Source organism: Pseudomonas sp. B3G-3 (assembly GCF_028640915.1).
GTDB classification, from domain to species: Bacteria; Pseudomonadota; Gammaproteobacteria; order Pseudomonadales; family Pseudomonadaceae; genus Aquipseudomonas; species Aquipseudomonas chlororaphis_I.
This window is the reverse complement of record NZ_JAQZAB010000133.1, coordinates 262,809-282,539: the sequence shown is the minus strand read 5'-3', so window position 1 is coordinate 282,539 and position 19,731 is coordinate 262,809. Positions and strand designations below refer to the sequence as shown.

Here is a 19,731-nt window from a genome sequence, read left to right as displayed (position 1 = left end):
TGGTTTACTACCCGATACTTGGCCTAGACTGACCTCCATCAGTTTTATCCCGCGTCCCGCTTCGTTTTAAGGCCCCTTGCATGTCCGATCCTCGCTATCAGATCGACGTCAGCGTCGTCACCCGCTTTCTCGCAGAACAGTCGCAACCCGAGCAGAACCGCTTTGCCTTCGCCTACACCATCACCGTACAGAACAATGGCCTGCTGCCCGCCAAATTGCTCTCCCGGCACTGGGTGATCACCGATGGCGACGGGCACGTCGAAGAAGTTCGCGGTGCCGGCGTCGTCGGCCAGCAGCCGCTGATCGCCGTAGGAAAAAGCCACACCTACAGCAGTGGTACGGTCATGACCACGCGCGTCGGCAATATGCAGGGCAGCTATCAGATGCTCGCCGAAGACGGCAAACACTTCGACGCCATCATCGCCCCCTTCCGCCTGGCGGTGCCCGGAGCCCTGCACTGATGACGACTTATGCCGTCGGTGACCTGCAAGGCTGCCTGGGGCCGTTGCAGTGCCTGCTTGAAAAGGTCGCTTTCGACCCGGCCAAGGATCGCCTGTGGCTGGTTGGCGATCTGGTCAACCGCGGCCCACAGTCGCTGGAAACCCTGCGCTTTCTTTATGCCATGCGCGATTCCCTGGTGTGCGTGCTGGGCAATCACGACCTGCACCTGCTGGCCGTCTGGCGCAATATCGAGCGCCTGAAGAAAGCCGATACCCTGAGCGAGATACTCAACGCGCCGGATTGCGAGGAATTGCTCCAGTGGCTGCGCCAGCAAAAGCTGATGCATTATGACGAACAGCGCAACGTCGCCCTGGTACACGCGGGGATACCGCCGCAGTGGTCGCTGAAAAAGGCCCTCAAGTACGCCACCGAAGTCGAAGAGGCATTGCGTGACGACAACCGCTTCGAGCCCTATCTGGACGGTATGTACGGCAACGATCCGATAAAATGGGACAGCGAACTCAAAGGCGTGACCCGCCTGCGGGTGATCACCAACTATTTCACTCGCATGCGTTTCTGCACCAGCGATGGCAAGCTCGACCTCAAGGGCAAGGAAGGGCCGGACACCGCTCCACCGGGTTACGCCCCATGGTTCGAGCACAAGGAACGCAAGACCCGGGACGTGAAAATCATCTTCGGTCACTGGGCCGCCCTTGAAGGCAACTGCAACCAGCCCGGCGTCGTCGCCCTGGACACTGGCTGCGTCTGGGGCGGCGCCCTGACCCTGCTGAACGTCGACACCGGCCAACGCCTCGAATGTGAGTGCGACGCCCACGGCCACATCAAGCCCCAGGCCAATCAACCTTCCCCTGAACCCATGCCAATCACCGCCAAGCGCTAGACGGCGCTTGCCACCAGGCCCAGGAGCCCGCCATGAGCGAATTCAAACGCATCCCCCCAGAACAGGCCCAGGCACTGCGCGAGCAAGGCGCCGTGGTGGTCGACATCCGCGATCCGCAGACCTTTGCCTTGAACCACATCAGCGGCTCCCTGCATCTGGACAACCACTCCATCTCCGACTTCATCCGCAATGCCGATCTCGACGCCCCGCTGGTGGTCGTCTGCTATCACGGCAACTCCAGCCAAAGCGCGGCGGCCTACCTGATCAGCCAGGGATTCTCCGACGTCTACAGCCTGGACGGTGGTTTCGAACTGTGGCGAACCACCTACCCTGCGGAAATTGCCCAAGGCAACGCCGAATAATTTTTTCTGTGCTCCAGCCCGCGTCATTCGCGGGCTGGCGCCGCGACCGACGAACGGTCACTTGAACAAATTGCGTATTCCACCTTTATCTCCCCGATTCCGAACTATCCTTAGCCTCAGGCCATCCAATCAGGGGAGAGCCGGTACACCGGCGTGCGGGTCATCGGTACTAGCTTTCAAGGTCGATAGCTTTGAAAGTGTTCTGGGGGGTAAACAGCAGCCGGATTCCCGGTTGCATGCCAGCACTTGACTGACTGATCCGGCGTCGGCTCCACGTATCGAGCGAGGTGACGTCATGAGTATTTTTAGCCACTTCCAACAACGCTTCGAATCCACACGCCAGGAAGAGTTCTCGTTACAGGAGTACCTGGAGCTCTGCAAAAAGGACCGTAGCGCCTACGCGTCGGCCGCTGAACGCCTGCTTCTGGCTATTGGTGAACCAGAGCTGCTGGACACATCGACCAATTCGAGACTGTCACGGATCTTCTCCAACAAAGTGATCCGTCGCTATCCGGCCTTTGAGGACTTCCATGGAATGGAAGAATGCATCGACCAGATCGTCTCCTATTTCCGCCATGCCGCTCAGGGCCTGGAAGAGAAGAAACAGATCCTCTACCTCCTCGGTCCCGTCGGTGGCGGTAAATCATCCCTGGCCGAGAAACTCAAACAACTGATCGAGAAGGTGCCCTTCTACGCCATCAAGGGCTCCCCGGTATTCGAGTCGCCTCTCGGGTTGTTCAACGCCACGGAAGATGGCGCAATCCTCGAAGAAGACTTCGGCATTCCACGGCGTTACCTGAACACCATCATGTCGCCCTGGGCCACCAAGCGCCTGTCCGAGTTCGGCGGCGATATCAGCCAGTTCAGGGTGGTCAAGCTCTATCCCTCGATCCTCAACCAGATCGCGGTCGCCAAGACAGAACCGGGAGACGAGAACAACCAGGACATTTCCGCCCTGGTGGGCAAGGTCGATATTCGCAAGCTGGAGGAATTCCCGCAGAACGACGCCGACGCCTATAGCTATTCAGGTGCATTGTGCCGGGCCAACCAGGGCCTGATGGAGTTCGTCGAAATGTTCAAGGCACCGATCAAGGTGCTGCACCCATTGCTGACGGCCACCCAGGAAGGCAACTACAACAGTACCGAGGGTCTGGGCGCGATCCCCTTCACCGGCATCCTGTTGGCTCACTCCAACGAATCGGAATGGCACACCTTCCGTAACAACAAGAACAACGAAGCCTTCATCGACCGGATCTATATCGTCAAAGTCCCTTACTGCCTGCGGGTCAGCGACGAAGTCAAAATCTACGACAAGCTGCTGTTCAACAGCTCCCTGTCCAAGGCGCATTGCGCTCCCGACACCTTGAAAATGCTCGCTCAGTTCACCGTGCTCTCGCGCCTCAAAGAGCCGGAGAACTCGAACATCTACTCGAAAATGCGCGTCTACGATGGCGAGAACCTCAAGGACACCGATCCGAAAGCCAAGTCGATTCAGGAATACCGTGACGCCGCCGGTGTAGACGAGGGCATGAACGGCCTGTCGACCCGCTTCGCCTTCAAGATCCTGTCGAAAGTCTTCAACTTCGATCCCCATGAGATCGCGGCCAACCCGGTGCATCTGCTCTACGTGCTCGAGCAACAGATCGAGCAGGAACAATTCCAGGCGGAAACCCGCGAACGCTACCTGCGCTTCCTGAAGGAATACCTGGCTCCGCGCTACATCGAGTTCATCGGCAAGGAAATCCAGACCGCGTACCTGGAGTCCTACAGCGAATACGGTCAGAACATCTTCGACCGCTATGTGCTGTATGCGGACTTCTGGATTCAGGATCAGGAATACCGCGATCCGGAAACCGGCGAGATCCTCAATCGGGTCGCGCTCAACGAAGAACTGGAGAAAATCGAGAAACCGGCCGGCATCAGCAATCCGAAGGACTTCCGCAACGAGATCGTCAATTTCGTACTGCGAGCCCGAGCCAACAACAACGGCAAGAACCCAACCTGGCTCAGCTACGAAAAACTGCGGGTGGTTATCGAGAAGAAAATGTTCTCCAACACCGAGGATCTGCTCCCGGTCATCAGCTTCAATGCCAAGGCCAGCAAAGAGGATCAACAGAAACACAACGACTTCGTTACTCGAATGGTCGAGCGCGGCTACACCGACAAACAGGTACGACTGCTGTCCGAGTGGTATCTGCGGGTCAGAAAATCGCAGTAACCCGCCGGTTGCACCGGTTGTCGTTAGCCAGGAGCCTGTCTTAGCGATTTCTGCTACACAGGCTTCAGGAAGCGCGTTTGAACGTTCGCAGCGAGGCTCGGGCAGAGTACCGGCGGCAAGACACCTTACCGCACCCTCTCCCCGTCCGGGCCGCTTGCGAGCTTCAAGACCGCTTCTAAGGAGCAGTCATGAGTTATGTGATCGACCGACGTCTCAATGGCAAGAACAAGAGCACGGTAAACCGCCAGCGGTTTCTGCGGCGTTATCGTGATCACATCAAGAAGGCCGTCGAAGAGGCGGTCAGCCGCCGTTCCATCACTGACATGGAGCATGGCGAACAAATCAGCATCCCCGGCCGGGATATCGATGAACCCGTGCTCCATCATGGGCGCGGCGGCAAACAGACCGTGGTGCACCCGGGAAACAAGGAGTTCACGGCCGGAGAGCACATCGCACGCCCTCAAGGCGGGGGTGGCGGAGGTGGCCGGGGCAAGGCGGGCAATTCCGGCGAAGGCATGGACGAGTTCGTTTTCCAGATTACCCAGGAGGAGTTCCTCGAGTTCATGTTCGAGGACCTGGAACTGCCGAACCTGGTCAAGCGCAACCTGACCGGGACCGACACCTTCAAGACTGTCCGGGCCGGGATCAGCAACGAGGGCAATCCCTCGCGCATCAACATCATTCGGACGCTGCGCTCGGCCCATGCCCGGCGCATCGCCCTGTCCGGCAGCAGCCGGGCAAAACTGCGCGAAGTCAAAGAAGAGCTTGAACGCCTGAAACGCGAAGAACCGGACAACTTCGGCGATATTCAGGAAATGGAAGCGGAAATCGAGCGTCTCAGCGCCCGCATTCATCGGGTGCCATTCCTCGACACCTTCGACCTCAAGTACAACCTGCTGGTCAAACAGCCTAACCCCAGCTCCAAGGCCGTGATGTTTTGCCTGATGGACGTTTCCGGCTCCATGACCCAGGCCACCAAGGACATCGCCAAGCGTTTCTTCATCCTTCTATACCTGTTTCTCAAGCGTAACTACGACAAGATCGACGTAGTGTTCATCCGCCACCACACCAGCGCACGCGAGGTGGACGAGGAGGAGTTCTTCTACTCCCGGGAAACCGGCGGCACCATCGTCTCCAGCGCCTTGAAACTGATGCAGGAGATTATGGCCGAGCGTTATCCGAGCAACGAGTGGAACATCTACGCCGCCCAGGCTTCCGACGGCGATAACTGGAACGACGACTCGCCGATCTGCCGCGACATCCTGATCAACCAGATCATGCCCTTCGTGCAGTACTACACTTACGTGGAGATTACCCCGCGCGAACATCAGGCCCTGTGGTTCGAATACGAGCGCATTGCCGAAGCCTTTTCCGATACTTTCGCCCAGCAGCAACTGGTCTCGGCCGGAGATATCTATCCGGTCTTCCGTGAACTCTTCCAGCGCAGGTTAGTGACATGACCGCCAGAGAGCAGAAACGCCAGCCTATCTCCACCGGTTCGGAATGGACGTTCGAGCTGATCCAGGCCTACGACCGCGAAATCAGCCGTATCGCAGCGCGCTACGCCTTGGATACCTATCCCAACCAGATCGAAGTGATCACCGCCGAACAGATGATGGATGCCTATGCCTCTGTCGGCATGCCCCTGGGTTATCACCATTGGTCTTACGGCAAGCATTTCCTTAGTACCGAAAAGTCCTACAGCCGCGGCCAGATGGGGCTGGCCTACGAGATCGTGATCAACTCTGACCCCTGCATCGCCTACCTGATGGAAGAAAACACCATCTGCATGCAGGCACTGGTGGTGGCCCACGCCTGCTACGGCCATAACAGCTTCTTCAAGGGCAACTACCTGTTCCGTACCTGGACGGATGCCAGCTCGATCATCGATTACCTGGTGTTCGCCAAGCAGTACATCATGCAGTGCGAAGAGCGCCATGGCATCGATGCCGTGGAAGACCTGCTGGACTCCTGCCATGCCCTGATGAACTACGGAGTGGACCGCTACAAACGTCCTTATCCGATTTCCGCGGAAGAAGAACGGCGCCGGCAAAAGGATCGGGAAGAACACCTGCAGAAACAGATCAACGACCTGTGGCGCACCATTCCCAAAGGCACGGACAAGTTCAGCGACAAGGACAACGCGCGCTTCCCCGCCGAACCGCAGGAAAACATCCTGTATTTCATCGAGAAACACGCGCCGCTGCTGGAACCGTGGCAACGGGAAATCGTGCGGATCGTGCGCAAGATCGCCCAATACTTCTACCCGCAACGCCAGACCCAGGTGATGAACGAAGGCTGGGCAACGTTCTGGCACTACACCCTGATGAACGACCTGTATGACGAAGGCCTGGTGACCGATGGCTTCATGATGGAGTTCCTCGCCTCCCACACCAGCGTGGTCTTCCAGCCCGGCTTCGACAGCCCTTACTACAACGGTATCAACCCCTACACCCTGGGTTTCGCCATGTACCGCGATATCCGGCGCATCTGCGAAGAACCAACCGAGGAGGACCGCCGCTGGTTCCCGGAACTGGCCGGGACCGACTGGCTTTCCAGCATCAAGTTCGCCATGAGCAGCTTCAAGGACGAGAGCTTCATCCTGCAGTACCTGTCACCCAAGGTCATCCGCGACCTCAAGCTGTTCAGCATCCTGGATGACGACCAGAAAGACGACCTGCTGGTACCGGCCATTCATGACGAAAGCGGCTATCGGATCATCCGCGAAACCCTTGCCGCCCAGTACAACCTGGGCAACCGCGAGCCTAACGTGCAGATCTGGAGCATCGACAGGCGAGGCGACCGTTCGCTGACCCTGCGCCATCAACAGCACGACCGCAAACCCTTGGGCGACTCTACCGACGAGGTCCTCAAGCACCTGCACCGGCTGTGGGGGTTCGACATCCATCTGGAAACCCTGCAGGGCGACCAGGTGATGAAAACCCATCACGTACCGCCAAGAAGCGATCACAACGAAGGGGACTATGGCCGCCTGGACCTGGCGGTCATCCACCTCTGAGCGCATGACAAACCTCCGAAAGCTCGGCGCAAGGGTTATTCTGTCGGGCTAACGGAGGTTTTTTATGCAGATTTACAAGGTCGGCGGTGCGGTACGCGATCGCCTGCTGGGCAAACCGGTAACCGACATCGATTGGGTGGTAGTCGGCGCCACGGCCGAAGAAATGCTCGCCAAGGGTTTTCGCCCGGTGGGTTCGGACTTTCCGGTCTTTCTTCACCCCAAGAGCGGCGAGGAATACGCCCTGGCCCGCACCGAACGCAAGAGCGGTCGTGGCTATGGTGGCTTTACCTTTCACGCCAGCCCCGAGGTCACTCTCGAAGAAGACCTGATCCGCCGTGACCTGACGATCAATGCCATGGCGGAAGACGACCAGGGTGTTCTGACGGATCCGTATCACGGCCAGCAGGACCTGGAAAACCGCCTGCTGCGCCATGTTTCCCCGGCATTCGCCGAAGATCCCCTGCGCGTCCTGCGCGTTGCCCGCTTTGCTGCCCGCTACGCAGGACTCGGCTTCCGAGTAGCGCCTGACACCCTCGAGCTGATGCGCCAGCTCAGCGGATCAGGCGAGCTGGAAGCTCTGACGCCGGAACGCAGCTGGAAGGAAATCTCCCGCGCACTGATGGAAGATCACCCTCAAGTGTTCATCCAGGTACTGCGTGATTGTGACGCGCTCAAAGTCCTGCTGCCTGAAGTGGAGGCGCTGTTCGGTGTTCCGCAACCCGCCGTCCATCACCCGGAGATCGATAGCGGTGTGCATACACTGAGCGTTCTCGAGCAGGCGGCACTGCACAAGCAGCCATTGAGCGTGCGCTGGGCGTGCCTGTTGCACGACCTGGGCAAGGGCCTGACACCGCAAAGTGAATGGCCGCAACACATCGCGCACGAGCACAAGGGCCTGAAGCTGATCAAGCAGGTCAATGAACGCTTCAAGGCGCCACGCGACTGTCAGGAACTGGCGCTGCTGGTGGGTCAGTACCACACCCACGGCCATCGCGCCCTCGAACTGAAACCTTCGACATTGGCAGAACTGCTGCAGAGCTTTGACGTGTACCGGCGGCCGCAACGCTTCGAGGAGTTTATCGCCGCCTGTGAAATGGATGCTCGTGGCCGTCTCGGCCTGGAGGAGCGAGCCTATCCCCAGGCGGACTATCTGCGCGGCGCGGCCACGGCGGCGCGAACAGTCGCGGTACAACCGCTGCTGGAGCAGGGATTCAAGGGGCCGGAGCTGGGGGAGGCGCTGAAACGGGAACGACTGAAGGCGCTGAAGGCCTACAAGGAGCAGTACTCACAGTAAGAAACATCACGAGCAAGCGCCGTCATAGGAGCCAGCTTGCTCGCCAGCCGATCGCTGTCAGCCAGAACTGCGCCAGCCAGGGCTATCCCAGCTCCGGCGGCGTCAGCTGCCTGCCCCGCCACTCGAATGCCACGGGCGCCAGCACCTGGTCGATCCGGGCCTCGTGCCAGAGGGTAGCGAAGTCCTGCCCCGCCAGCGGATGAACCCGCCCCGGCGCCATCAGCGACAAGGGCCAAAGCACAAAGGCGTTCTTCAGAATTTCTGCACGCGGCAGGATCAAACCGTCGAAATTGCCCACCAGATCGCCGTACAACAGCACATCGATATCCAGCGGCAAGCCTTTGCGGTCCGGGGCATAACGACCGTTGTCCGCTTCAATGAACTTCAATCGACGGTCCAGCTCCATCAGCGGCAAATCGGTAAAGCCCGAAACCACCAGATTGAAGAACGGCCCGCTCTTGATCCCCACCGGCTGGCTTTCGAACACCGCCGAGCAGCGCATATCCAGCAGGAAGCCCGCCAGGGCATCGAGCCCGGCCAGCAGATGGGTTTCACGCTCGATATTGCTGCCGAGCCCAAGAAATACCTGAGTTAGCGACATCCGCGCTCGATCTCCACGCCAACACCTTTGGCGGCCGCGACAGCACCGGGTTTGGTCAGCTTGAGGTGCAACCAGGGAATATGGAACTCGCTCATCAGGACCTCCGCCAGACGCTCGGCAAAGGTTTCCACCAGTTGGAATTGCGCCTGCTCGGCAAACGCCTGGATCCGCGAAGACACGCTGGCATAGTCGAGCGCCAGGGTCAGGTCGTCACCGGCGGCGGCCGGGCGGTTGTCCCAGGCGAAGCTCAGGTCAAGGCGCAGGCACTGCCGGATGCCTCGCTCCCAGTCGTAGGCACCGATCACCGTGTCGACTTCCAGGCCCTCGATAAACACTCTGTCCAAGCACTCTTCTCCGCAGCACGACAAGGGCGCAATGCGCCGTTAGAATCAGGGCGTCCTCGCCCGGAATAGTTAGCATGTTTTGGTTACTGGCGATCTTCGCCTACCTGCTCGGCTCGCTGTCCTTCGCCATCTTGCTCAGCCGCCTGACCGGTACACCCGATCCGCGAATGAGTGGCTCGGGCAATGCCGGCGCCACCAACATGCTGCGCCTGGCCGGCAAGAAACTGGCGGTACTGACCTTGCTCGGCGATCTGCTCAAAGGGCTGTTGCCCGTGCTGATCGCCAGTCTCGCAGGCCTTTCGCTCCAACAACAGGCCTGGATCGGGCTCTACGCCGTACTGGGCCATCTGTTCCCGGTGTACTTCCGCTTTCGCGGCGGCAAGGGTGTCGCCACCGCCGCCGGGATGCTGCTGGGGCTTTACCCGCCAGCGGCGCTCCTGGCCATTGCCGCCTGGCTCCTGACCTTCTACCTGACCCGCACCAGCTCGCTGGCGGCCCTGATCGCCACGCCCCTGACCTTGCCATTGCTGGCCTGGCAGGCACCAGCAGCGCTGCTGCCGATGAGCGTCCTCACACTGCTCATCGTCTGGCGCCACCGCGGCAATCTACGCGACCTGTTTGCCGGGCGCGAACGGCATTTCTGAATCCTGAAGATGAACCGGGCTCAGGTCAGTTTGATACCGACTCACAACGGCGACAGCTGCTCCATCGGCCAACGCGCCTGCACACTGATCGCCAGGCTTTCCTGCTGACCTGCCTGCAAACGCTGGCAACCGGCAAACGCGATCATCGCGCCGTTGTCGGTGCAGAACTCAGGACGGGCGTAAAACACATTCCCTTTCATCTCGCCGAGCATTTTTTCCAGCGACGCACGCAGCGCCTTGTTGGCGCTCACGCCGCCAGCGATTACCAGCCGCTTGAGTCCCGCCTGCTTCAAGGCTCGCTTGCATTTGATGGTCAGAGTTTCCACCACCGCCTGCTGGAAGGCGAGCGAGATGTCGCAACGGGTTTGCTCGCCGTCGTCCCCAGCGCTGATGCATTGTTGCCAGGTGTTCAGGGCGAAGGTTTTCAAGCCGCTGAAGCTGAAATCCAGCCCCGGACGATCGGTCATCGGCCGCGGGAAGACAAAGCGCCCGGCCACGCCTTGTGCGGCCAGGCGAGCGATTTCCGGACCACCCGGATAATTCAGGCCGATCATCTTCGCCGTCTTGTCGAAGGCTTCACCGGCAGCATCATCCAGGGTTTCGCCCATCAGCTCGTACTGGCCGATGCCATCGACCCGCACCAGCTGCGTGTGGCCACCGGAAACCAGCAAAGCGACGAACGGAAATTCCGGCGGTTGTTCTTCCAGCATCGGGGCCAGCAGGTGGCCTTCCATATGGTGCACACCCAGCGCCGGGATACCCCAGGCGAAGGCCAGCGCCTGGGCGCAGGAGGCACCCACCAGAAGGGCTCCGACCAGGCCGGGGCCCGCGGTATAGGCAATGGCGTCGATTTCAGTCGGTACGCAGTCCGCCTCGGCCAGGACCTGACGAATCAGGGGCAGCATGCGCTTGACGTGATCGCGAGAGGCCAGCTCCGGCACCACGCCACCATAGGCCCGATGCAGGTCGATCTGACTGAACAGCGCGTCGGCCAGCAGGCCCCGCTCGCTGTCGTAAAGCGCGACGCCGGTTTCGTCGCAGGAAGTTTCTAATCCCAGTACTAGCATGGGTTTGCGCCTTGTAGAGGCTAAATTCGAAGGCGCGCATAATAGTCGCCACTCCCTCAGCCGACCAGCGGTTTTCGATCAGAGGCTTTGCATTCCGAGCGATGAGGGGTTAACATCCGCAACCCTTAAAAACCGACGACCTCAGCCGCGATTTTTGCGACGAGAACGTTGACCCCGGTAATGAATGAAGGTAGCTCTGGATGCCAGCCGTCAAAGTTAAAGAGAACGAACCCTTCGACGTAGCTCTGCGTCGTTTCAAGCGCTCCTGCGAAAAAGCCGGTGTTCTGGCTGAAGTTCGTAGCCGCGAATTTTACGAGAAGCCGACTTCCGAGCGTAAGCGCAAAGCAGCTGCTGCTGTTAAGCGTCACGCCAAGAAAGTTCAGCGCGAACAGCGCCGCGCCGTACGTCTGTACTAATACACAGACGTTCGCTGCAAGCTTCTGCCAAGCCCGGCCCTCAGCCGGGCTAATGGCATTTGCGGACAACGCTTGATGCTTCACCGTCAACGCCGCGCATGCGACCGAGACAATCCGCTTCACCACGTCAGACCTGGCTTCCTGCCAGCGGTGCACGTCTCTTCTGACGAGCCTTCCAAGGCTACTGACGAGCACACTTTTATTCTGATTCCTCAACAGACTCAGCCCAAGGCGCCCTTCTCCAGCGCCCGCTTATGAGCCATCCGAGACCTGTCGGACTCAGAGCAATATCTTCAAATAGTCGAAGACTGATTGAAACTAACGTCAGTGGACTTTCGGCAGATACACTTCCCGATAGCGATCAAGCCGACGACAGATGGTCGAACGCGCAGCCGTTGCGTCTCGAACAGCCCATTTTCGAAGCCTTCGCATTGGTCCAATTCTTTCGCGCAGTGATGACGAGAACGCCATGGCCGGGCTGATTCCCCAGAGCTTTATTGACGACCTTCTGAACCGCACCGACATCGTCGATGTTGTCAGCTCGCGCCTGCAGATGAAAAAGGCCGGCAAGAACTACACCGCCTGCTGCCCGTTCCACAAGGAAAAAACCCCCTCCTTCAGCGTCAGCCCCGACAAGCAGTTCTATTACTGCTTCGGCTGTGGCGCGGGCGGGAACGCCCTCGGCTTCATCATGGACCACGACAACCTGGATTTCCCCCAGGCGGTCGAGGAACTGGCCAAAGCCGCCGGCATGGAAATCCCGCGGGAGGAAAGCGGTCGCTCGCACAAACCGCGGCAGCCGACCGATTCGCCGCTCTACCCGCTGCTGACCGCCGCCGCCGATTACTATCGACAGGCTCTGAAAAGCCACCCAGCCCGCAAGGCAGCAGTCGATTACCTCAAGGGCCGCGGCCTGACCGGCGAGATCGCCCGCGATTTCGGCCTCGGCTTCGCACCGCCCGGCTGGGACAATCTGTTCAAGCACCTGAGCAGCGACACCTTGCAGCAGAAAGCCATGATCGACGCCGGCCTGCTGATCGAAAACGCCGAAACCGGTAAACGCTACGATCGCTTTCGCGACCGAGTGATGTTTCCGATCCGCGACAGCCGCGGCCGGATCATCGCCTTTGGTGGCCGGGTACTGGGCGACGACAAACCGAAATACCTGAACTCGCCGGAAACTCCGGTGTTTCATAAGGGCCAGGAGCTTTACGGCCTGTTCGAGGCTCGCAAGAACAACCGCAACCTCGACGAAATCATCGTCGTCGAAGGCTACATGGACGTGATTGCCCTCGCCCAACAGGGCCTGCGTAACGCCGTTGCGACCCTGGGCACCGCCACCAGCGAAGAACACCTCAAGCGCCTGTTCCGCATCGTGCCCAGCGTGCTGTTCTGCTTCGACGGCGACCAGGCCGGACGCAAGGCCGCCTGGCGCGCACTGGAGGCGACCCTGTCCAGCCTGCAGGACGGTCGCCGGGCACGCTTCCTGTTCCTTCCCGAAGGGGAAGACCCGGATACCCTGGTGCGTTCCGAGGGCACAGATGCCTTTCGCGCACGCATCAATCAACACGCTCAACCGCTGGCCGATTATTTCTTCCAGCAACTGACCGACGAAGCGGATCCACGCTCGCTCGAGGGCAAGGCTCACCTGGCCACTCTCGCCGCACCGTTGATCGACAAGGTCCCCGGAGCCAACCTGCGGACCCTGATGCGCCAGCGCCTCAGTGAAATTACCGGGCTCAACAACGAGACCGTCAACCAGTTGGTGCACAGCGCCCCACAAGAAGCACCTCCGGTGTATGACGCTGGCATCGATTACGACGGCATACCGGACTATGTCGACTACCACGAGCCGCAAGAAGCCTATGTGCCGCAGCAGGAATGGACACCGAAGAAAAGCGGCGCGGGCGGCAAGAAGTGGGAGAACAAGCCCTGGGACAAAAAGGGCAAGCGCAATGGCGATCGTGATCAGCCACGTGCCCCGCGCGTCCCGGCCGCCGTCGAACCCCCAACACTGTCAGCCCTTCGAACATTGCTGCATCACCCGCAACTGGCCGAGAAAGTTGAAGACGCCGGGCATTTCGCTGCCGACGACAACACCAATACCCAGTTGCTGGTCGCCTTGATCGAAGCCGTGCAGAAAAATCCTAAGCTACGCTCTATTCATCAACTGATGGCGCGCTGGCACGGCACTGAACAGGGCCGCCTGATCAAGGCGCTGGCAGAAAAGGAGTGGTTGATTGAGGGCGACAACCTTGAACAACAGTTTTTCGACACCATTAAAAGCTTGTCCGCTCGTCAACGTGAGCGTGTTTTGGAACAACTTCTCAGGAAATCGCGTCAAAGCGAATTGAGTGGCGAAGAAAAAATTCAGCTACTCGAGCTTTTAAAACGCAATGTTCCCGCATCAAACCCGACCTCAACTGGCGCGTGAGGTCATAGCTCGGGTATAATCCTCGGCTTGTTTTTTGCCCGCCAAGACCTTCAGTGGATAGGGTGTTATGTCCGGAAAAGCGCAACAGCAGTCTCGCCTCAAAGAGTTGATCAGCCGTGGTCGTGAGCAGGGTTACCTGACTTACGCGGAGGTCAACGACCACCTGCCGGAGGATATTTCAGATCCGGAACAGGTGGAAGACATCATCCGCATGATCAACGACATGGGGATCAACGTATTCGAGAGTGCTCCGGATGCGGATGCCCTTTTGTTGGCCGAAGCCGATACCGACGAAGCAGCAGCTGAAGAAGCCGCCGCAGCGTTGGCGGCTGTGGAAACCGACATTGGTCGCACTACCGACCCCGTGCGTATGTACATGCGCGAAATGGGAACGGTAGAGCTGCTCACACGTGAAGGCGAAATCGAAATCGCCAAGCGTATCGAAGAGGGCATCCGTGAAGTGATGGGCGCGATCGCGCACTTCCCTGGCACGGTTGAGCACATCCTCTCCGAATACACTCGCGTCACCACCGAAGGTGGCCGCCTGTCCGACGTCCTGAGCGGTTACATCGACCCGGACGACGGCATCGCGCCGCCTGCCGCCGAAGTACCACCGCCTGTCGATGCCAAGGCCGCAAAAGCGGACGACGACACCGACGACGATGACGCCGAAGCCAGTGACGACGAAGAAGAAGCCGAAAGCGGTCCGGATCCGGTCATCGCAGCCCAGCGCTTTGGCGCCGTTGCCGACCAGATGGAAATCACCCGCAAGGCGCTGAAGAAGCACGGTCGCGAACACAAGCAAGCCCTGGCTGAAATGCTGGCCCTGGCTGAACTGTTCATGCCGATCAAACTGGTTCCGAAGCAATTCGAAGGCCTGGTTGAACGTGTTCGTAGCGCCCTGGATCGCCTGCGTCAGCAAGAGCGCGCGATCATGCAGCTCTGTGTTCGTGATGCCCGCATGCCACGCGCCGACTTCCTGCGCCAGTTCCCTGGCAATGAAGTGGACGAAAGCTGGTCCGACGCGCTGGCCAAAGGCAAGGCCAAGTACGCCGAAGCCATCGGCCGCCTGCAGCCGGACATCATCCGTTGCCAGCAGAAGCTGACCGCGCTCGAGACCGAGACCGGCCTGACGATCGCCGAGATCAAGGACATCAACCGTCGCATGTCGATCGGCGAGGCCAAGGCCCGTCGCGCGAAGAAAGAGATGGTCGAAGCCAACCTGCGTCTGGTGATCTCCATCGCCAAGAAGTACACCAACCGTGGCTTGCAATTCCTCGACCTGATCCAGGAAGGCAACATCGGTTTGATGAAAGCGGTAGACAAGTTCGAATACCGTCGCGGCTACAAATTCTCGACTTATGCCACCTGGTGGATCCGTCAGGCGATCACTCGCTCGATCGCCGACCAGGCCCGCACCATCCGTATTCCGGTGCACATGATCGAGACGATCAACAAGCTCAACCGTATTTCCCGGCAGATGTTGCAGGAAATGGGTCGCGAACCGACTCCGGAAGAGCTGGGCGAACGCATGGAAATGCCTGAGGACAAGATCCGCAAGGTATTGAAGATCGCTAAAGAGCCGATCTCCATGGAAACCCCGATCGGTGATGACGAAGACTCCCATCTGGGTGACTTCATCGAAGACTCGACCATGCAGTCGCCAATCGATGTCGCCACCGTCGAGAGTCTTAAAGAAGCGACTCGCGAAGTACTCTCCGGCCTCACTGCCCGTGAAGCCAAGGTACTGCGCATGCGCTTCGGCATCGACATGAATACCGACCACACCCTCGAGGAAGTCGGTAAGCAGTTCGACGTTACCCGTGAGCGGATTCGTCAGATCGAAGCCAAGGCGCTGCGCAAGCTGCGCCACCCGACGCGAAGCGAGCACCTGCGCTCCTTCCTCGACGAGTAATACCAAGCCCCCCAGCCCTGCTGGGGGTTTTGTTTTGTGCAGTTTAAAACTCCCCGCGCCTCACTCCCTCCGAATTGCCCGTCTACACTCGAAACATTCCCCCGTGCCATAACGAGACCGTTATGCCCAGACTGCCGACCGTGCTGATGCTGTCGCTGCTCGCCTGGACCGCAACGGCTGGCGCACTGACGCTCACCGATGAAGAACGAGGCTGGCTTTCCGCTCATCCGGAGTTGCGCCTGGGCGTCGATGCATCATGGCCGCCCTTCGAATATCGCGATGAGGAAGGGCGCTACCAGGGCCTTGCGGCGGACTATATCCACCTGATCCAGGATCGCCTGGCGATCACGCTCAAGCCGATAGAACCCGCCAGCTGGAGCGAAGTGCTCGAAACCGCGAAAAAGGGCAATCTGGACCTGCTGCCAGGCATCATGTCGACCCCGGAGCGGCAAAACTACCTGGCGTTCACCCGCCCGTACCTCGATTTCCCCATTGTGATCCTGGCCCATAAAGGCGGCGCACAACCTCGCAAGCTCCCGGACCTGTACGGCCTGAAGATCGCCGTCGTGGAGAATTACGCCCCCCACGAACTGCTGCGCACCCACCATCCAGACCTGAATCTGGTCGCCCTGCCCAATGTGAGCTCGGCCTTGCAGGCGCTGGCCCTCAATCAGGTCGATGCCGTGGTCGGCGACCTGGCTTCCAGTGTCTGGAGCCTGCGGCAACTGAAACTGGATGGGCTCTACGTCAGCGGCGAGACGCCCTACCGCTATCAGCTGGCCATGGGTGTCCCCCGCGACAGCAAGATACTGGTAAGCATTCTCGACAAGGTGCTGGCCGACATAAGCCCGGCGGAGGTCAACGAAATCCAGCAGCGCTGGGTAGGCAATGTGCTCGATCATCGTTCGTTCTGGTCGGACCTGCTGTTCTATGGCCTGCCAGGGCTGCTCCTGCTGTTTGCCGTGCTGGCGGCGGTGATCCGCATCAACCGCCGGCTGAGCTCCGAGATCGCCCGCCGCGTGGCCCTGGAACAGGAACTGCGCAGCAGCGAATACCATTACCGCGGCCTGGTCGAAAGCCTTTCGGCGATCGCCTGGGAAGCGCGCATCAGCGACTTCACCTACAGCTACGTGTCGCCCCATGCCGAGCAACTGTTGGGCTACCCCCTTTCGCACTGGCTGATTCCGGGGTTCTGGAGAAACATCATCCACCCCGCCGACCTGACGCGCGCCCAGCACTTCTGCGACCACGAAGTCCTGGCCGGGCGCGATCACAGCCTGGATTACCGGGTGATCACCGCCGATGGCCGCTGCCTGTGGGTGCGCGACATCGTCAGCCTGATCGAGCACGGGCATGAACCGATCATGCGCGGCCTGATGATCGACATCAGCGAAACCAAACGCACCGAAGAGGCCCTGCAACTCTCGGAACAGAAATTCGCTTCGGTTTTCCAGCAATGCCCGGACATCCTGGTCATTGCCCGCCTGTCGGATGGCTGCCTGCTGGAGGTCAACGAGGCGTTCGAGGAACAGATCGGCCTGAGTGCCGAGCAAGTCATCGGCCAAACGGCTACCGAGCTGAACATCTGGGGTATCCAGGGCGTCGGCCCCGGGCTGCTGCAACGCTTGCAGGCCGGCAGTATCCGTAACCTGGAGATGCCCTTTCGGCGCAGCAATGGCCAGCTGTTCACCGGACTGATCTCCGCCGAACCCTTCGACCTCGACACCACGCCCGCCCTGGTCGTGGTGGTCCGCGACATCACTCAGTTGAAGGAAACCCAGCAGCAGTTGCAAACCTCCGAAGAGAAGTTCGCCAAGGCATTTCACGCCTCGCCCGACGGCCTGCTGCTAAGCCGTCAGCGCGACGGTTTGCTGATAGAGGTCAACGAAGGTTTCAGCCGTATCACCGGCTTCAATAGCGCCATGTCCGTCGACCGTTCCACGCTGGAGCTGGGCATCTGGGTCAACCTCAACGAACGCAGGCAGATGCTCGACCTGCTGCAGCGGGATGGCTTCGTGCGCGACTTCAGCTGCCACATTCGCCGCAATGACGGCCAGATCCGCCTCTGTGAGCTCTCCAGCCGGCCGCTGCCGATCGGCGACGAGGATTGCATGCTGACCATCGCCCGCGACATTACCGAGCGCCACCTGATGCAGGAGAAGCTGCAACAGGCCGCCACCGTGTTCGAGAGCACCGCCGAAGGCGTACTGATCACCGATACCCAGCAGCACATCAGCGCGGTCAACCGGGCGTTCACCGAAATCACCGGCTACAGCGAAACCGAAGCCCTGGGCCACACCCCGCGCCTGCTGGCTTCCGGCCTGCATGACAGCGCCTTTTATGCGGCCATGTGGCACCAACTGACCGCCGAAGGTCATTGGCAGGGGGAAATCTGCAATCGACGCAAAAACGGCGAGCTGTACCCCAGTTGGCTGACCATCAGCGCGGTGCGTAACAAAGACCGCTTTATCACCCACTTCGTCGCGGTATTCGCCGATATCTCCAGCCTCAAGCACGCCCAGGCCAAGCTCGACTACCAGGCGCACCACGATCCGCTGACCGGCCTGCCGAACCGCACCCTGTTCGAAAGCCGCCTGCTGACCGCACTCAACAGCCAGCAGGAGAACGGCGGCCAGGGCGCCGTGCTGTTTCTCGATCTGGATCGCTTCAAGCACATCAATGACAGCCTCGGCCACCCGGTCGGCGACCTGCTGCTCAGGGGCATTGCCGTGCGCCTGAAAGAACAGCTGCGGGACATCGACACCGTGGCCCGCCTGGGCGGGGACGAGTTCATCATCCTGCTGCCCGGGCTGCAGCAGCCCAGCGATGCCGACCACATCGCCAACAAGCTGCTGAACTGCTTCACTGCCCCGTTCCAGGCGGGTGAGCATGAGTTCTTCATCAGCGCCAGCATCGGTACCAGCCTCTACCCCAAGGACGGCTGCGACGTGGCCACGCTGGTCAAGAATGCCGACGCCGCCATGTACCGCTCCAAGGCCAAGGGGCGCAACCGGGTCGAAAGCTATACCCGCGACCTGACCGCCCAGGCCAGCGAACGCGTGGCCCTGGAACATGAACTGCGGCGAGCCATCGAGCGTAACGAGCTGTACCTCTACTACCAGCCCAAGATCAGGCTGGGCGACCAGGCGCTGGTGGGTGCCGAGGCGCTGATTCGCTGGCATCACCCGACCTTCGGCGATGTCCCACCCGAGCACTTCATCCCCCTGGCCGAAGAGAACGGCATGATCCTGCAGATCGGCGACTGGGTGCTGGAACACGCCTGCCAGCAGCTGCGCAAGTGGAACGAGAGCTACGAGAGTTTCGGCCCGCTCTCGGTCAACCTCGCCGGCGCCCAGCTGCGCCAGCCGAACCTGCTGGGGCGGATTGAACAACTGCTGAAAGACAACCGCCTCAAACCCGGCTTCCTGCAGCTGGAAATTACCGAAAACTTCATCATGAGCCAGGCCGAGGAGGCCCTGGAGGTGCTGCACCAGCTCAAGCGCCTGGGCGTTCAGCTGGCCATCGACGATTTCGGTACCGGCTACTCGTCCCTGAGCTACCTCAAGCGCCTGCCGCTGGATTTCCTCAAGATCGATCAATCTTTCGTCCGCGGCCTGCCCGATGACCCGCACGATGTGGCGATCGTGCGGGCCATCATCGCCCTGGGCCGCAGCATGCAATTCACCGTGATCGCCGAAGGCGTGGAAACCCATGACCAGCAGGTATTTCTCGGGAACGAAGGCTGCGAACAGATCCAGGGCTACATCATCAGCCTGCCGCTGAGCGCCGACGAATTCGCCGCGACCTTTCTGCGCCTTCCCGTTTCGGATTTTTCGGATAGCACAGCCGAGAAACCGTCGCTATAATCCGCGGCCTACTGAGGGCCTATAGCTCAGTCGGTTAGAGCAGAGGACTCATAATCCTTTGGTCCACGGTTCGAGTCCGTGTGGGCCCACCATCCTTGAAAGCCGCGCATTGCGCGGCTTTTGCGTATCTAAAGCGCTGCAAATCCCTCGATCAGGCCGCCAGGCCGGCAAAGCAGCCGATCATTTCTTCCAAGAAATCGGCCCTAGCG

The 19,731-nt window shown here is 60.0% G+C and carries 15 protein-coding genes and 1 tRNA gene; 13 read left to right on the top strand and 3 right to left on the bottom strand.

Translation table 11 applies throughout. The annotated features are described in order from the left end of the window. Nucleotides 1-80: 80 nt before the first annotated feature. From apaG to PVZ80_RS31340, 7 genes are all read left to right on the top strand, one after another. A complete protein-coding gene (gene apaG / locus PVZ80_RS31370; protein ID WP_007926128.1) occupies nucleotides 81-461 on the top strand; it encodes a Co2+/Mg2+ efflux protein ApaG in 381 nt (126 codons plus the stop codon). Next, a complete protein-coding gene (locus PVZ80_RS31365; RefSeq protein ID WP_009051162.1) occupies nucleotides 461-1,342 on the top strand; it encodes a symmetrical bis(5'-nucleosyl)-tetraphosphatase in 882 nt (293 codons plus the stop codon). Before apaG ends, PVZ80_RS31365 begins: the two co-directional genes overlap by 1 nt. A gap of 32 nt (nucleotides 1,343-1,374) precedes the next feature. Beyond that, nucleotides 1,375-1,704 (top strand): thiosulfate sulfurtransferase GlpE, encoded by a 330-nt coding sequence (gene glpE / locus PVZ80_RS31360; protein WP_009051163.1) that lies wholly within the window; start codon nucleotides 1,375-1,377, stop codon nucleotides 1,702-1,704. A 295-nt stretch (nucleotides 1,705-1,999) separates the two neighbouring features. Next, complete coding sequence (locus PVZ80_RS31355; RefSeq protein WP_007926124.1) at nucleotides 2,000-3,922, top strand: PrkA family serine protein kinase; 1,923 nt, start codon at nucleotides 2,000-2,002, stop codon at nucleotides 3,920-3,922. Nucleotides 3,923-4,110: 188 nt separating this feature from the next. Further along, on the top strand, nucleotides 4,111-5,382 hold the full coding sequence (locus tag PVZ80_RS31350) for a YeaH/YhbH family protein (protein WP_009051164.1): 1,272 nt from the start codon (nucleotides 4,111-4,113) through the stop codon (nucleotides 5,380-5,382). Then, nucleotides 5,379-6,941, top strand: coding sequence for a SpoVR family protein (locus tag PVZ80_RS31345; protein WP_009051165.1), 1,563 nt, complete (start codon nucleotides 5,379-5,381; stop codon nucleotides 6,939-6,941). Before PVZ80_RS31350 ends, PVZ80_RS31345 begins: the two co-directional genes overlap by 4 nt. Before the next feature lie 64 nt (nucleotides 6,942-7,005). After that, nucleotides 7,006-8,235 carry a multifunctional CCA addition/repair protein gene (locus PVZ80_RS31340; RefSeq protein ID WP_124315440.1) on the top strand — a complete coding sequence of 410 codons (1,230 nt, stop codon included), beginning with the start codon at nucleotides 7,006-7,008 and terminating at the stop codon, nucleotides 8,233-8,235. Between the two features lie 82 nt (nucleotides 8,236-8,317). Here PVZ80_RS31340 and folK read toward each other — a convergent pair whose 3' ends face one another. Further along, on the bottom strand, nucleotides 8,318-8,836 hold the full coding sequence (folK, locus tag PVZ80_RS31335; protein ID WP_009051167.1) for a 2-amino-4-hydroxy-6-hydroxymethyldihydropteridine diphosphokinase: 519 nt from the start codon (nucleotides 8,834-8,836) through the stop codon (nucleotides 8,318-8,320). Continuing rightward, the gene (folB, locus tag PVZ80_RS31330) at nucleotides 8,827-9,180 is read right to left on the bottom strand and encodes a dihydroneopterin aldolase (RefSeq protein WP_007926118.1); all 354 of its coding nucleotides are present in this window, start codon (nucleotides 9,178-9,180) and stop codon (nucleotides 8,827-8,829) included. Before folB ends, folK begins: the two co-directional genes overlap by 10 nt. Before the next feature lie 74 nt (nucleotides 9,181-9,254). On the opposite strand from folB, the gene plsY reads away from it, so the two are divergent. After that, a complete protein-coding gene (plsY, locus tag PVZ80_RS31325) occupies nucleotides 9,255-9,824 on the top strand; it encodes a glycerol-3-phosphate 1-O-acyltransferase PlsY (RefSeq protein WP_009051169.1) in 570 nt (189 codons plus the stop codon). A 41-nt stretch (nucleotides 9,825-9,865) separates the two neighbouring features. Here the strand turns inward: plsY and tsaD are convergent, their stop codons facing one another. After that, entirely contained in the window at nucleotides 9,866-10,891 is a 1,026-nt protein-coding gene (gene tsaD / locus PVZ80_RS31320; RefSeq protein ID WP_124315442.1) for a tRNA (adenosine(37)-N6)-threonylcarbamoyltransferase complex transferase subunit TsaD, read from the bottom strand. Nucleotides 10,892-11,091: 200 nt separating this feature from the next. Here tsaD and rpsU point away from each other — a divergent pair, with 200 nt between their 5' ends. The 5 genes from rpsU (at nucleotide 11,092) to PVZ80_RS31295 (ending at nucleotide 19,614) form a co-directional block, all read left to right on the top strand. After that, entirely contained in the window at nucleotides 11,092-11,307 is a 216-nt protein-coding gene (rpsU, locus tag PVZ80_RS31315; RefSeq protein ID WP_002551877.1) for a 30S ribosomal protein S21, read from the top strand. Nucleotides 11,308-11,776: 469 nt separating this feature from the next. After that, nucleotides 11,777-13,741, top strand: a complete 1,965-nt coding sequence (gene dnaG, locus PVZ80_RS31310) for a DNA primase (protein ID WP_009051170.1) — start codon at nucleotides 11,777-11,779, stop codon at nucleotides 13,739-13,741. Between the two features lie 67 nt (nucleotides 13,742-13,808). Next, entirely contained in the window at nucleotides 13,809-15,656 is a 1,848-nt protein-coding gene (gene rpoD / locus PVZ80_RS31305; RefSeq protein WP_007926106.1) for an RNA polymerase sigma factor RpoD, read from the top strand. Between the two features lie 122 nt (nucleotides 15,657-15,778). Beyond that, nucleotides 15,779-19,522, top strand: coding sequence for a bifunctional diguanylate cyclase/phosphodiesterase (locus PVZ80_RS31300; protein WP_009051172.1), 3,744 nt, complete (start codon nucleotides 15,779-15,781; stop codon nucleotides 19,520-19,522). 15 nt (nucleotides 19,523-19,537) lie between these two features. Beyond that, nucleotides 19,538-19,614 (top strand) — tRNA-Ile (locus tag PVZ80_RS31295). Nucleotides 19,615-19,731 lie beyond the last annotated feature (117 nt).

Coding starts and splice junctions, on each gene's coding strand:
- apaG (WP_007926128.1), top strand. CDS start 81: ATGTCCGATCCTCGCTATCAGATCGACGTCAGCGTCGTCACCCGCTTT.
- PVZ80_RS31365 (WP_009051162.1), top strand. CDS start 461: ATGACGACTTATGCCGTCGGTGACCTGCAAGGCTGCCTGGGGCCGTTG.
- glpE (WP_009051163.1), top strand. CDS start 1,375: ATGAGCGAATTCAAACGCATCCCCCCAGAACAGGCCCAGGCACTGCGC.
- PVZ80_RS31355 (WP_007926124.1), top strand. CDS start 2,000: ATGAGTATTTTTAGCCACTTCCAACAACGCTTCGAATCCACACGCCAG.
- PVZ80_RS31350 (WP_009051164.1), top strand. CDS start 4,111: ATGAGTTATGTGATCGACCGACGTCTCAATGGCAAGAACAAGAGCACG.
- PVZ80_RS31345 (WP_009051165.1), top strand. CDS start 5,379: ATGACCGCCAGAGAGCAGAAACGCCAGCCTATCTCCACCGGTTCGGAA.
- PVZ80_RS31340 (WP_124315440.1), top strand. CDS start 7,006: ATGCAGATTTACAAGGTCGGCGGTGCGGTACGCGATCGCCTGCTGGGC.
- folK (WP_009051167.1), bottom strand. CDS start 8,836: ATGTCGCTAACTCAGGTATTTCTTGGGCTCGGCAGCAATATCGAGCGT.
- plsY (WP_009051169.1), top strand. CDS start 9,255: ATGTTTTGGTTACTGGCGATCTTCGCCTACCTGCTCGGCTCGCTGTCC.
- tsaD (WP_124315442.1), bottom strand. CDS start 10,891: ATGCTAGTACTGGGATTAGAAACTTCCTGCGACGAAACCGGCGTCGCG.
- rpsU (WP_002551877.1), top strand. CDS start 11,092: ATGCCAGCCGTCAAAGTTAAAGAGAACGAACCCTTCGACGTAGCTCTG.
- dnaG (WP_009051170.1), top strand. CDS start 11,777: ATGGCCGGGCTGATTCCCCAGAGCTTTATTGACGACCTTCTGAACCGC.
- rpoD (WP_007926106.1), top strand. CDS start 13,809: ATGTCCGGAAAAGCGCAACAGCAGTCTCGCCTCAAAGAGTTGATCAGC.
- PVZ80_RS31300 (WP_009051172.1), top strand. CDS start 15,779: ATGCCCAGACTGCCGACCGTGCTGATGCTGTCGCTGCTCGCCTGGACC.